The organism is Methylacidiphilum caldifontis (assembly GCF_017310505.1).
GTDB lineage: Bacteria > Verrucomicrobiota > Verrucomicrobiia > Methylacidiphilales > Methylacidiphilaceae > Methylacidiphilum > Methylacidiphilum caldifontis.
The window spans coordinates 825,933-839,313 of the sequence record NZ_CP065957.1 but is presented as its reverse complement, the minus strand read 5'-3'; the positions used below and the strand labels follow the sequence as shown (position 1 = coordinate 839,313).

General features: G+C 41.1%; 10 protein-coding genes. 9 read left to right on the top strand and 1 reads right to left on the bottom strand.

What is annotated here, in order from left to right; translation table 11 throughout:
- A complete protein-coding gene (locus IT6_RS03940) occupies positions 1-1,098 on the top strand; it encodes an alkene reductase (RefSeq protein ID WP_390881587.1) in 1,098 nt (365 codons plus the stop codon).
- A 253-nt stretch (positions 1,099-1,351) separates the two neighbouring features.
- Here IT6_RS03940 and IT6_RS03935 read toward each other — a convergent pair whose 3' ends face one another.
- A complete protein-coding gene (locus IT6_RS03935; RefSeq protein ID WP_206828008.1) occupies positions 1,352-2,017 on the bottom strand; it encodes a gamma-glutamyl-gamma-aminobutyrate hydrolase family protein in 666 nt (221 codons plus the stop codon).
- A gap of 411 nt (positions 2,018-2,428) precedes the next feature.
- Between IT6_RS03935 and hyfB the strand changes: the two genes are divergently transcribed.
- From hyfB to IT6_RS03895, 8 genes are all read left to right on the top strand, one after another.
- The gene (gene hyfB, locus IT6_RS03930) at positions 2,429-4,429 is read left to right on the top strand and encodes a hydrogenase 4 subunit B (protein ID WP_206828006.1); all 2,001 of its coding nucleotides are present in this window, start codon (positions 2,429-2,431) and stop codon (positions 4,427-4,429) included.
- Positions 4,426-5,373, top strand: coding sequence for a respiratory chain complex I subunit 1 family protein (locus IT6_RS03925; protein WP_206828003.1), 948 nt, complete (start codon positions 4,426-4,428; stop codon positions 5,371-5,373). Before hyfB ends, IT6_RS03925 begins: the two co-directional genes overlap by 4 nt.
- On the top strand, positions 5,370-6,035 hold the full coding sequence (locus tag IT6_RS03920; RefSeq protein ID WP_134440677.1) for a hydrogenase-4 component E: 666 nt from the start codon (positions 5,370-5,372) through the stop codon (positions 6,033-6,035). Before IT6_RS03925 ends, IT6_RS03920 begins: the two co-directional genes overlap by 4 nt.
- A gap of 5 nt (positions 6,036-6,040) precedes the next feature.
- Positions 6,041-7,462, top strand: coding sequence for a hydrogenase 4 subunit F (locus tag IT6_RS03915; RefSeq protein WP_242524324.1), 1,422 nt, complete (start codon positions 6,041-6,043; stop codon positions 7,460-7,462).
- 4 nt (positions 7,463-7,466) lie between these two features.
- Positions 7,467-8,990, top strand: a complete 1,524-nt coding sequence (locus IT6_RS03910; RefSeq protein WP_242524323.1) for a hydrogenase large subunit — start codon at positions 7,467-7,469, stop codon at positions 8,988-8,990.
- An 8-nt stretch (positions 8,991-8,998) separates the two neighbouring features.
- On the top strand, positions 8,999-9,511 hold the full coding sequence (locus IT6_RS03905) for an NADH-quinone oxidoreductase subunit B family protein (RefSeq protein ID WP_206827997.1): 513 nt from the start codon (positions 8,999-9,001) through the stop codon (positions 9,509-9,511).
- Between the two features lie 405 nt (positions 9,512-9,916).
- The gene (locus IT6_RS03900; RefSeq protein WP_206827995.1) at positions 9,917-11,986 is read left to right on the top strand and encodes a glycosyltransferase; all 2,070 of its coding nucleotides are present in this window, start codon (positions 9,917-9,919) and stop codon (positions 11,984-11,986) included.
- 26 nt (positions 11,987-12,012) lie between these two features.
- Positions 12,013-12,960, top strand: a complete 948-nt coding sequence (locus tag IT6_RS03895) for a class I SAM-dependent methyltransferase (RefSeq protein ID WP_206827985.1) — start codon at positions 12,013-12,015, stop codon at positions 12,958-12,960.
- Positions 12,961-13,381 lie beyond the last annotated feature (421 nt).

Here is a 13,381-nt window from a genome sequence, read left to right as displayed (position 1 = left end):
ATGTTAAAACATCTCTTTACTCCTCTGGTTGTCGGTGAAATAAAAACGGCTAATCGGATATGGATGGCTCCGATGACACGCTGTCGTGCGGGCCAACCCGGTGATGTACCCACAGAACTGATGGCTAAATATTATGCACAGCGAGCATCCGCTGGACTTATCATCAGTGAAGCTACACAGATTAGCAAAGAAGGCCAGGGATATGCATGGACTCCAGGGATTTATACTGAAGCTCAAGAGGAAGGTTGGCGTCGAGTAGTCAGAGCCGTTCATGAAGCGGGAGGAAAGATGGTTCTTCAACTCTGGCACGTGGGTAGGGTTTCCCATCATCTTCTTCAAGAGGGAGGTAAGCCTCCCGTTGGGCCCTCTGCGGTACGAGCTCAAAATACAAAATGTTTTGTTGTCTTGCCAAATGGTACCGCTGCTCAGGTAGATCCTGATACTCCTAGGGAACTGTCAATAGAAGAGATCAAACGGATTGTAAATGAATATGCGGCTGCTGCAAAAAGGGCAATAAGAGCCGGTTTTGACTTAGTCGAAATCCATAGTGCTAATGGTTATCTCCCTAATCAGTTTCTTGATATTCGTGCAAATCAGAGGAAAGATCTCTATGGAGGAAGTATCGAGAACAGAGCCAGATTTGTTTTAGAAGTGGTTGATGCAGTTTGTGCAGCGGTGGGTAGGAATAAAGTTGGGGTACGGCTATCTCCTAAAGGAGTTTTTGCGGACATGACTGTGGAGGGAAGTTTAGAAAGTTGTCTCTATGTGGCTTCAGAACTAGGAAAAAGGGACATAGCTTATCTTCACATTGTCGAACCCAATTGGGCAGGTGGACAGTCCCTAACGGATGAAGAGAAAAAGGCATTTCGTAAAACTTTTCCTTATGTTCTTACCTTTTGCAGTGGATACACCGCCCAGATGGCAGAGAGGGCAATTGCTTCGGGAATTGCTGATGCGATCGCCTTTGGTCGGCTTTTTATCGCTAATCCTGATCTGCCAGAAAGGTTCCGTAGAGGAGCTTCCCTTAATGAACCCGATCCTTCAACCTTTTATGGAGGTGGAGAAAAAGGCTATACCGATTATCCTTTTATGGAATAATGCTAATCGTTGGTTTTTTTATCTAAGAAGTATAGCCTGATGAAGTAAAAAGGATAGGAAAAGATAGAGGTGCGATTTGCCCTATTTATGGAGTCGCTTGCCGCTAGCCTCTCCAAAGTTATTGCCAAGATATTCTGTGTTGAGAAACTAAGAAAGCAGTATCCTCCCTTAGCCAAAAAGAGGGGGGGCAAAAGAGAAAATCAGTTTTTCTTTCTATTCCCTCATAATCAACAGTTGCTTTCAATTTAAGAAATTAAAGTGAGGAAAAGAAAGCATGAAAAAGGGATTCATAATGAGTTAAATCTCTTTCCGGATGGTACTGGACACCAATACAAAAAGGATAGGCCTTTAGTCTTACCTGTTCGATGATCCCATCTTTTTTTGCTCGAGCTTCTACGCGAAGCCCTTCAGCCACTCTATCTATGGCTTGATGATGGGAACTGTTGACCAAGGGAAAACGCACCGAAGGAACATCTTCGAATTCGAGCTGCTGAATGTTATGGTCATGCTGTTCAGGTTCGTTGTGGCCAGGGATATCTAAATGAAGAGTTCCTCCAAGAAAGGTATTGAGGAGCTGTATTCCCCTACAGATCCCCAGCACGGGTTTGCCGTTTTTAAGAGTTTGTTCGAGTATATTAAATTCCCACTGGTCTCGGTCGATACAGGGTGATTGGATTAAGTCTGCATTTTCTACCCGACTTTTACCATATTTTTCTAAGTATTCTTTTGAAATGTCTTCCCCTCCGGTTAGCAGAAGGCCATCGTATTCAAGGGGGCGGGGAACAGGAAAGGAACCTTTAGAGCCCAGTTTTCGGATATCGACCAGAATAGTCGAAAATGTTTTTTCTGCCCATTGTCCTAGTTGATGGAAAAGTTGCTGATCTTTGTCCCTAACCCAGCAATAAACTTTTTTATACATTGAAATAATAAAACTTGAACTTAATTGGCCAGCAAAATTTTTTTATATGACATTAGAATAATTTAAAAACAAAAAAATAATGATTATACAATAAAAATAATTTAATCTATTTTTACCTTTATCACATTTATATTTCGAGATAGAGTCTAATTATAAAAGGAATCGGGGATTTTATATAGTTAATACTATAATTTTATTATTAGCTTTTATATATTCGAAATAACTATCTCATTATTTTTATTTTTTATATTGCAAATCTTATATAATTGATTTAATCTATAAAAAATTTCATTAAATGAGAAACTTAGCTCTTTTATTAGATATCTTCTCTGGAATGTTTGTGCATTTTGTTTTTGCTAAACAGCTATCCTATAGCAGTTGTTGATCTTTTTTTCTTTTCTCTTCTTAAAAATGAAAGAGTATCTCCTCAAAGGATTGCTATTATTTTTTCTATTTTATATTTTATTCATCTTTTTTGCGAAAAAAAACTATAAGGCCATTTATCTTCTTAGCAGTCTTTATGCTGGGCTTTCTTTGCTTTTTTCTCTATTTTTTCTTCTCTCCGGTCAACCAAGTCAATCCGCTGCTTTTCCACTGGGACTTCCTGGAACAGGAGCTCATTTTAGAATCGATTCTTTGAGCGCTTTTTTTATGTTGGTCGTAAACCTAGCGAGTTTTGTTTCCTCCATTTATGGTCTTGGATATGGTTCACATTTTCCAGAGCAACAAAGAATACTTCCTTTTTACATCCTTTTCTTAGGATCGATGAACATGGTGCTTTTGGCATCGGATATGTTTGGTTTTCTTTTCTTCTGGGAACTGATGTCTTTATCTTCTTGGGCTTTGGTTATGTCTTCACACAAAGAAAAAGAGACCCCTGAGGCGGGTTTTATTTATCTGCTCATGGCTGTTTTAGGAACATTTGCCCTTCTCTTTTCCATGAGTCTGATCGCAGCCCAATCGGGATCTTATAGTTTTGAGCAGATGACAAAGGCTGTTCTATCCGAAAAGACTTCTTCACTTGTTTTTGCCTTAGCCCTCTTTGGTGCAGGATCAAAAGCGGGGCTAGTTCCTTTGCATGTCTGGCTTCCTAGGGCACATCCTGCAGCTCCAAGCCACGTATCGGCACTGATGAGTGGAGTGATGACTAAAGTGGCCGTTTACGGATTTTTAAGAATCGTTTTTGATCTACTGAGAACCCAGCAGAAATGGTGGAGTTATCTTATTCTTATTATCTCTGGAATTTCCACGGTATCGGGTGTTCTTTATGCCCTCATGCAACATGACTTAAAAAAGCTCCTAGCCTATCATACTATTGAAAACATAGGCATTATTTTTGTTGGCATTGGTTTGGCTATGGCTTTTAAGACTCATGGAATGGTTGTTGCCTCCGCTCTTTCTTTGACTGCTGCCCTTTTCCATGTCCTTAACCATTCTCTTTTTAAAAACCTTCTCTTTCTTGGTTCCGGAGCAATCCAGTCTTCAACAGGTTGGAGGGATATGGAAAAACTAGGGGGACTTATTGCGAAAATGCCTCATACCGCTTTAGCTTTTTTAATTGGTAGCATTGCCATCTCGGCTCTTCCGCCTTTAAATGGGTTTGTTTCTGAATGGTTGCTTCTGCAATCCATCCTTTTAAGTCCTCAACTTCCCTCATGGGGGTTGAAATTCCTTGTCCCTGCCGTTGGGGCTTTTCTTGCTTTATCAGCGGCCTTGGCTGCCAGTTGTTTCATAAAAGTATATGGAATTACTTTTTTAGGCCGACCTCGTTCGATGAGTGCGATGGCCGCTTGTGAGTCGGACTGGTGTTCTGTGGGCGCAATGTATTTTGTTGCCTTTCTTTGTCTTTTGTTCGGTATATTCCCCGCTCCTGTTCTGCACCTGTTAGGGTCGGCTGTCGAGGCACTGGCGGGAGGAGTTTATTTTAGCCTTTCTGGGAAACCTTTTTATGAACCTTTGTCGTTGAACATTGATCGTAATGCTTATAATGGGACCTTTTTGATTCTACTGCTTGGGGGTTTTTTTCTTTTCGTCCTCGTTATGATTTTGGGGAAGGCTTCCCCTTATATACGAAAAACTCCAATTTGGGATTGTGGGTATCCAGAGAATAGCCCTTCCTGTCAATATACGGCGGGTAGTTATGCACAACCGATCCGTAAAGTGTTTGGGCCTTCGTTTTTTGCACTAAGAGAAAAAGTGGTTTCTTACTCTCCCTGGCTTCCTCGGGCAGCACGCATGTATGTCAGGCTTCATGACTTGGTTTGGGAGTATCTCTTTTTGCCTGTGGCGATAGCTGTTAATAGGTTCAGTATAAAGATCAATGTTTTGCAATTTCTTACCGTAAGAAGATATCTGGTCCTTGTATTTTTGACCCTGGTCATTCTTCTAGCTTTACTGACAGTCATGCTATGAAAAATTTCTTTTACCAGATTTTACACATAGCTCTTGTAATCCTCATCGCCCCTCTTATCGTGGGCATCGCCTCAAAGACAAGATCTAGGTTGCTGATGAAAAAAGGGCCTCCGCTCTTTCAACCTTACCGGGATCTTTTGAAACTTTTCCGTAAAGAGTCTACTTTGCCAGAAAACGCTTCCTGGCTTTTTAAAGCAGTGCCTTATGGCGTTTTTTCGTTGAGCTTGGTTGCCATTAGCCTTGTCCCCACATTTTCTTCTGACCTTTTGTTTGGAAGAGCAGCGGATTTGATCACTATTATCGCTCTACTTGGTACGGCTCGGTTTTTGCTTTCTCTTGCGGCTATGGATCCGGGGACAAGTTTTGGAGGTCTTGGCTCGAGTCGGGAGTCTTTTATAAGTTCTCTTGCCGAACCGGCGATGATCATGATTATTTTTACCCTTTCGCTTTTAGCCAGATCGACTGATCTGTCCGCCATATCTCATTTCATGATGTCCGGGCAGGTTGGACTTAGGGTTTCTTTATGGTTAGCCCTCGCTTCCTTGATCCTTGTTGCTATAGCTGAAAATGGAAGAATTCCTATTGATAATCCCTCAACGCACTTGGAATTAACCATGGTTCACGAGGCCATGATTCTTGAATATTCAGCTAAATATCTTGCCCTTTTAGAAGCTGCAAGCCATCTGAAGCTTCTCCTTTATTTATCTCTAATCATAACGGTCTTCTTCCCCTTTGGGATGACCTCTCCGGATAAAGGAATAGCTAGTCTTTTGATGGCACTCTGTATTTACTTGGCAAAAATAGGAGCAGCTGCCCTAATCCTTGCTTTTTTTGAAACCCTTGTGGCAAAGATGCGCCTGTTTAAAATTCCTAGCTTTCTGGGAGCCGCCTTTATGATCGCTCTTTTGGCTACCATATTGCTTTTTGTTTCACGAAGCTTATGAACCCTAATCTTAATTTCGATATCGCTCATATGCTGGCAGGATCAATGCTTCTGGTGAGTTTTATCCTTCTTTACCAGGACAGGATGTTTAGCCTGTTGAATGTCTACATACTTCATGCTCTTGTTCTTGCGGCGGCAGCGGCTTGGCAAGGTTTTATTCAACATGCTCCCCATCTCTATGCTACGGCATTGATAGCTCTTTTTTTCAAAGCTATCACCATTCCCCTTTCTTTAAGATGGCTCATTATTAAGCTGGGCATTCACAGGAAGATCGAAACGGTGGTGGGCACGGGATCTTCTGTAATTATAGCCATGATGCTTACAGCCCTTTCGGTCACGGTCATGATGAAGGCCAGTGGATCAACCGATCCCATGACACGGGAAGATCTATCGTTTGCCTTAGCGGTGATCTTAATTGGGCTTCTCATGATGGTGAGCAGGCGTAATGCGATTAGCCAGGTAGTGGGGTTCATGTCAATGGAAAATGGCTTAATTCTTGCGGCGGTAGGGGCCAAAGGAATGCCATTGGTCGTCGAAATCAGTGTGGCTTTTTCGGTCCTGATCGCTCTTATCGTCGTAGGCATATTCCTTTTTAGGATAAGAGAACGGTTTGATGTCGTGGATATTCGAGGTCTTGAAAAATCGGGGGGAGAACGGCAATGAGCAATATGGGTATTCTTTTGTTTCCTTTCTTGGGAATATTTCTTCTTTCCTTAATTTCTAGTTATAGGCTTTCTAGCCTGCTCAACTCCTTGTTTTCTTTTCTTTCTTTTGCAAGTTCAATTTTGTTGCTTCTTAAAAAACCTGAACCGGGATCATTTTTCTTGATCGATGAACTCAACATTGTCTTTATTCTTTTGACCAATTTTATCGGCTTTACGACTGCTCTTTTTAGCCAGAGATATATCGGCCATGAAATAGAGATTGGCCATATATCTGCAGCCTCCTTGAGATTCTACCATAGTATGTACCAGACATTGCTTTTTGGTATGAACCTTGCCCTTTGTTCCAACAATATTGGACTAATGTGGGTATCGATTGAAATGGCCACCCTTTCTACAGTGCTGATGGTGGGTATTTACCGAACAACAGAATCCTTAGAGGCTTCGTGGAAATATTTTATCCTTGGGGGTGTGGGTATTGCGTTAGCCCTGTTTGGGACTTTTCTTTTTTACATTTCTGCACGGGCCGCGATTGGTGAAGGACTTTCAGCAATGGCATGGACAAACCTACTTTCTCATGCAGCAAACCTTGACTCGGCCTTGGTTAATATCGGTTTTATATTTATTCTCTTAGGCTACGGGACCAAAGTAGGGCTCTTTCCCCTTCATGCCTGGTTACCGGATGCCCATGCCGAGGGACCTACTCCCATATCTGCTGTCCTTTCGGGCTTACTTCTTAATGTTGCCCTTTATGCGGTACTTAGGTTTAAAATTCTGCTTTCAGCCAATCCCCATGCTATTGAAACTGGTCCGCTTCTCGTTGCCATGGGGCTTGCTTCTGTACTGTTTGCTGCACTGATGCTCTACCAAAGAAGAGACATTAAACGGCTTTTTGCCTATTCGTCGATCGAGCATATGGGAATTATTGCTTTTGCTTTTGGTATTGGTGGGACTCTGGCTAATTTTGCGGGCTTGCTCCACATGAGCATGCATAGTTTGACCAAGTCAGCGATCTTTTTTGCTATTGGTTATATTGCTCAGATTAAAAGAACTCAGAAAGTAGCTGATTTAGCTGGGCTGACTTCAAGCCATCCTGTTCTTGGATGGGGACTGCTCATTGGTGTGATCGCAATAGCAGGCCTCCCTCCTATGGGGGTCTTTATGAGTGAATTTTTGGTTTTAAGTTCAGCTTTTGCAAAGGCTCCCTTGCTTGCTGCCCTGCTTGCTATTGGCTTGATTAGCGCTTTAGGAGCGCTAATCCTTAAAGTGGTTAAAGTGAGTTTCGGTGAGCCCAAAGGAGATCTCACCCCTCTTCATTCTTTGTATTTGCCAATGTTTAGCCATTTTCTTCTTGTTTTTATTGCGGGTGTATATGTGCCCCCTGCAGTTGTGGAATGGTTTAAGCATTGTGCATTTCTTCTTAAATGATTTTATGAAAAAACGGCTAATTTTTGATCCTTCTTCTTTAGAGAGGACATTAATTGAACCTATAGAGAAGGAAAAATTTTGGTCCTTTAACGAGATTAACGAAGAGCAGTGGGTAGCTCTATGCGGGGAGCCCATGAAAACAAAATACTCTCTTTTTGGACTTTGGGGATCTCCTCAAAAAATAGATGTGGCCCTACTCGATGAAATGGAACCAAAAATTCATGTTTTTGAATTAAAGTGTCCAGAAGCTAAATTCCCTTCGATTGCAAAAGCCTATCCAGCCGCGATAAGGCTTGAACGTGCAGCCTATGATCTTTTTGGGTTGAAAGCGGAAGGCTCATTTGATAACCGACCTTGGTTAGATCATGGAAAATGGTCGGTGCGTTTTCCCCTAGGAGATGTGCATCCTTCCGCAGAAGAAAAACCTTATATATTTTTCCCTACAAAAGGAGAAAGTCTTCACCAGATCCCTGTTGGACCTGTTCATGCTGGGATCATTGAACCGGGGCATTTTCGGTTTACTATGGCCGGAGAAATCGTTGTCCGCATGGAAGAAAGGCTAGGTTACACCCACAAGGGGATTGAGAGTCTTTTTTTGGACCAACCTATTGAGAGGGGAGCCGAGATTGCAGGAAGAATTTCGGGAGACTCAACGGTAGCTTATGCTTACGGTTACGCGCTGGCTGCCGAAGAAGCCTTGGGAATAGTCCCACCCCCAAGGGCTTCATGGTTAAGAGCGCTTATGGCTGAGCTGGAAAGGATGGCTAACCATTTTGGTGATATAGGTGCAATCTGCAATGATGCGGCTTTCCCAAGGATTTTGAGTCGCTGTGCTATATTGAGGGAAAAGATCCTGCGGTCTGCTCAGTGTTGTTTTGGACATAGGCTCATGATGGATAGGATTGTTCCGGGAGGAGTAAAAGAGGATTTACAAGCTGAAGGAGCTAAAGCAATTCAAGAACTCATCAAAGAGATAAGAGAGGAGATCAGCTGTTTAAAGGATTTTTACGATTCAAAAAATTCGTTGCAAGATAGAATGGTAGGAACAGGAATTCTTAGCAAGGAAGCGGCAAAACTTTTTGCAGCGGGCGGCTTTATAGGGAGGGCTTCGGGAAGACATTTCGATGTACGCAAATTTTTCCCTTATTGCCCCTATGACCAACTTTCTTTTGATGTTCCGGTTCTTGAAGATGGCGATGTCAATGCGAGGGTATGGATCCGGATCCTTGAAATAGAACAGAGTATTAAGCTTTTGGAGCAGATTTTAGAAGGTTTGCCACTGGGATCCCTCTATCAAGATGGGAGTGATAGGGAAAGCGGCAAAGGACTAGCGGTTGTGGAAAGTTTTAGGGGAGATCTACTCATTTGGGTTGAAATCGATAAGAAAAAAATCAGCCGCTGTCATCCAAGGGATCCATCCTGGTTCCAATGGCCTCTTCTTGAAGAGGTAATCAGTGGGGCCATAGTGGCTGATTTCCCTCTTTGTAACAAGTCTTTTAACTGTTCTTATTCTGGACATGACCTCTAGGAGAAACGATGAAAAGGTGTTTTTTTAAAAATTTGTTCCCAAAAGTAGCGACTGAAAATTTTGTAGATAGCGGTTTTGCTGAAAAGATTAAGCTTGGAAAAGAACTACAAGGAATTTGCAAAAGAAAACTGGGTAGAAGCCTAGCCATAAGAGAAGTTGATGCGGGATCATGTAATGGATGTGAATTAGAGATTCATGCCCTGAACAATCCCATTTATGACCTTGAGAGGTTTGGTATTCGATTTGTTGCTTCTCCAAGGCATGCCGACCTGCTTCTGGTAACAGGGCCACTGACAAAAAATATGGCCGAAGCCCTTAAAAGGACATACGACTGCATGCCCTATCCTAGATGGGTGGTTGCAGTAGGCGATTGTGCTGCAGGATGTGGTGTTTTCGGCCAAAGTTACGCAGTGGTAAGAGGTGGAATCTCTGCTCTTATTCCTGTAGATGTCTGGATTTACGGTTGTCCTCCAACACCCTTGGAACTGCTTCAGGGACTTATAACCCTCCTAGGAAAGTAAAATTAAACCCTTCTTTAGTTTTGATCTTTATATTTTGTTGGTTTTTTAATAGTCATAGCTGATTAGTTTTTTTCTGTTTTCTGCTTTAATGTTTGCAGCCCAAAACATAAAATAAAAAAAGAATGTTAAATTCTATTTATTTTGATTTAATGAAGAATGAACCTGTTTGTTATAAAGTGAGGTGATAGGCCGTTGCGAACTGAAGCAATTTTATGATTGTTTGCCTCCTCTTTGATCTGTGCCCTTTGATGTTCCACTAAACTTTTTTAGTTATTTTATTTTACTTTTTTAAAAAAGCTATTAATAATCTAGCCGATCAAGAATGGGGAAAAAAACAGCGTGGGGTATTCTCCTTTTAAAGCAAGTTAAATATGGAAAATCAAACAAAGAACTTTTTTTTTTAAAGTGCTAAGGAAAATCGAAAGGGAACTGCGGCGCTTCAAAAAAAGAATTTTTCATCAAGTTCAATTCCATCATAATAGCAGTATTGGAGTCGGAGATTCTTTCCTCACCTCCACCGGAGACAGCATTAAACTGCATGTCGACAGTCCTCCTACAGATAATGGTAAGATTCCTTGTTTTAGTGGCTTGGGGTTAATAAAGGGTTGGGTAATTGCTAAAAAGGGGATAAAAAAGCTCAACTGCACAATCGATGATCAGAACGTTGATTATCTCCTTTTTGGTTTTTCTAGGCCAGATGTTGCGGCAGCCTATCCTGAATACAGAGATGCGGATAAAAGTGGATTTTGTCTTAAAATCAATGCTCAAGTTTTTGAAAACGGCGAGCATGATCTTCGATTTTATATTGAGACCGAAGAAGAAAATAGTTGCATTGCAAAAAAAATACAGATCTACAACCTCGATCATATTTCTCAAAATTGGCTTGAGAATAACAAATGGTTAGAACATGAACGATATCGTTTCCTAAAGATAGAAAAAAACTGGTGGCCAAAGCCTTTGTTCTCCTTTCTTTTTTTATGGGATATCCCTTGTCATCAAGAGGAAAAGGAGGATCTGTTTTCCCAGACCCTTTTATCCTTAAAAAACCAGGTTTATAGTGAATGGGAAGTTTTTCTTGTCTGTAGCCAAAGCAAGCCAGAGGAAAGTTTTATTCAAGCTTTGGGTAAAGAGTTCTCTTGTCGTGTCAAATTGCTTTTCTTTTCGGAAGACCAAAAGGAATCGATTCAAACTGCTCTCCTCCAGCATTGTAAGGGAAGGTGGTTGGGAATTCTTTCAGCTGGAGATATTCTTGATCCAAGGGCTTTGCATACTTTTGCTCAGGTTGTCTATGAACATCCCGAAGAAGAGCTTATTTACTGTGATGAGTTAGAGATTGATGAAAAAAACCAAAAAAGAATTTTTTTTAAGCCCTCTTGGTCTCCAACTCTACTTTCACAGTATCCTTACATTGGAAAGCTTTGGATTGTCAGAAAAGATCGCTTTTTAGAAGTTCTTAAAAAGGATTTCGAACTAACTCGTTTACTTTCCGATCAATCCCTAATTAGTGAAATGGGTATCGATCCTAGTCATGTCACCCATATCCCTTTTGTGCTTTGCTCAGGGAAAAGAGTGGGAATAGAGATAAAAAAAGAAGAAAACTTTCTTTTTTTACCTAAAGAGCTTTGTCCTAAAATTTCGATTATCATGCCCACGATCATCAAAAGAGAAGATGTTGTAGAACGCTGTTTTAGGTCAATTTTTGAAAAGACAACCTATAGCCATTTTGAACTTCTTGTAATTGTTAATCGCCATTATTTGGCTGAAAATGATCCTAAAAGACAACTATTAGAAAGATTCCCCATCCGGAAGATCTCTGTGGATTTTCCATATAATTGGTCTCGGTTAAACAACTTGGGAAAGGAAGAAAGTCAGGGGGAGATTTTACTTTTTCTTAATGATGATATCGAGGTGCTCAGTCCTCGTTGGCTTGAGACCATGCTCAGTTACGTTATAAAAGAAGATGTGGGAGCGGTAGGGGCTAAACTTTATTATCCAGACATGTCCATTCAGCATGGAGGTATTTATTTTAGCCAATCTTTAATTGGGGGCGAACATATATTACGATATTATAAGGATCAAGAAATCTCCGAGAAATGGCTAGGAGAGCTGGATAGAGAATGTACCGCGGTAACTGGGGCCTGTTTAATGGTTAGAAGGTCAATTTTTGAAAATTTGGGGGGATTTGATGAATCCCTTCCTGTTGCCTTTAATGATGTAGACTTTTGTTTGCGTGCTCGCCGGCTTGGACTTAGAAATATCTTTTGTGCTCGGGCAAAGCTAATTCATTACGAAGGCATGAGCCGGGCGGGGATTCCAGAAGAAAACGATTATAAATTGCTTGTGAAAAGATGGGCAGGAGCCTTTGAAAATGGTGATCCTTATTGGAATCCCAATCTTTTAGACTATATGCCGAATTGGACACCAAACCCGTTGGCCAAAGGAAGCCTGAGGGGAAGAAAAACTTTTTTAAAATGAAAGGATTATAAGGCTATTCATTAAAAATGGAGAAGATAAAGGAAAAAATACTACGCCTTGGGTTCTTCGATGTAAAATTTTATATTCATGCCTATCCCGAGGTGCTCAGACTTGGGGTTTGTCCTTTGGATCATTATTTGGAGGTGGGTTGGAAAGAGGGGAAAAATCCTTGTCGAACTTTTAACACCTCCTGGTATTTAGAAAATAATCCAGATGTGGCACAAAGTGGGGTTAACCCCCTAATTCATTATATTGAATTTGGAATTTTTGAAGGAAGAATTCCTGCACCTTCTTTTTGTTGGAATAAAAGGCTTGATTACCCCAGCTACATCAAAGAGCTGTTTTCTCTTTACGGTAAAGAAAAAGCAGCTTCATTAGCCGTGGGAGGCAGCGATCAGTATCAAACCATGGGTAATATTCTGCTGCGGTTAGTTATTTCGCGTGGAAAGCTTGGGGTGGGAATGAGCCTTTTAGATGTGGGTTGTGGGTCGGGAAGGTTAGCTTATGCTTTGTGTTGTTCTGAGCTAAGTGATCAAGTACAATACATTGGAATCGATATAGTGCCTGAGCTCTTGGATTACGCAAGACAAAAATGTCAAAGGCCAAACTTTGTTTTTTTGTATAATGATAAGTTTAAAATTCCACTGGATAATGAGCAGGTCGATCTGGTTTGTTTCTTTTCCGTTCTCACCCATCTTCTCCAGGAAGAAGCGGTAATTATGCTTAAGGAAGCCAGGCGCGTTTTGAAAGCGAAGGGAAAAATTTTATTTACCTACTTAAATTTTTTTTCCAAGGATCATAAACAGCTTTTTTTCCAAAGAGTTACCCACATGGAGAACAAAGTTGCTCCTCTGTTGCTGGACATCTACATTACTCCCGAACTTGCTTTAGAATATGGGCATGCTGTTGATATGAAGGCTCTCTACAATGGTCCTTCAGAATGCGGTCAATATCTTTGTGTTCTCGAAAAATAACGAACCAGAATATTGGGGTTTCTTTCCCATAAAGCTTGGTCCGCTCCACCATTGATTTTCTCTTTTTTCAGATGATCTAGCCAGGAAACGCCCAACTCAAGCATCTACCTTCGGAGCTGCAATAGAAACGAAATAATACTTCCTTTAGGAGGATATAACCCAAAGTGATCGCTACTAAAGCCCCTCATTTTTTATCGGGTTAGTTAAGGGCTACTCTCGAAGGTTCTTAAAGAAGGTAGCTAAACCTAGATAGGGTCATTTGTGCTGAGCCTAGATTAATAAAAAGATAGGCTGCTTGCCTCAAGCTCGTTTACAGAATGTTCTTTTTAACCCTTAGATTTGCCCAATGAAAAGGTAATCTATACTTTGTTTTCTAGTCTTTTTCTGGAGATAAAATCTCAGCTTTCCCAACGAATAGCTA

What these genes read in the sequence shown, in the direction of transcription:
- IT6_RS03915 (WP_242524324.1), top strand. Translation starts at nt 6,041, where the DNA reads ATGGGTATTCTTTTGTTTCCTTTCTTGGGAATATTTCTTCTTTCCTTA.
- IT6_RS03905 (WP_206827997.1), top strand. Translation starts at nt 8,999, where the DNA reads ATGAAAAGGTGTTTTTTTAAAAATTTGTTCCCAAAAGTAGCGACTGAA.
- hyfB (WP_206828006.1), top strand. Translation starts at nt 2,429, where the DNA reads ATGAAAGAGTATCTCCTCAAAGGATTGCTATTATTTTTTCTATTTTAT.
- IT6_RS03910 (WP_242524323.1), top strand. Translation starts at nt 7,467, where the DNA reads ATGAAAAAACGGCTAATTTTTGATCCTTCTTCTTTAGAGAGGACATTA.
- IT6_RS03935 (WP_206828008.1), bottom strand. Translation starts at nt 2,017, where the DNA reads ATGTATAAAAAAGTTTATTGCTGGGTTAGGGACAAAGATCAGCAACTT.
- IT6_RS03925 (WP_206828003.1), top strand. Translation starts at nt 4,426, where the DNA reads ATGAAAAATTTCTTTTACCAGATTTTACACATAGCTCTTGTAATCCTC.
- IT6_RS03920 (WP_134440677.1), top strand. Translation starts at nt 5,370, where the DNA reads ATGAACCCTAATCTTAATTTCGATATCGCTCATATGCTGGCAGGATCA.
- IT6_RS03895 (WP_206827985.1), top strand. Translation starts at nt 12,013, where the DNA reads ATGGAGAAGATAAAGGAAAAAATACTACGCCTTGGGTTCTTCGATGTA.
- IT6_RS03940 (WP_390881587.1), top strand. Translation starts at nt 1, where the DNA reads ATGTTAAAACATCTCTTTACTCCTCTGGTTGTCGGTGAAATAAAAACG.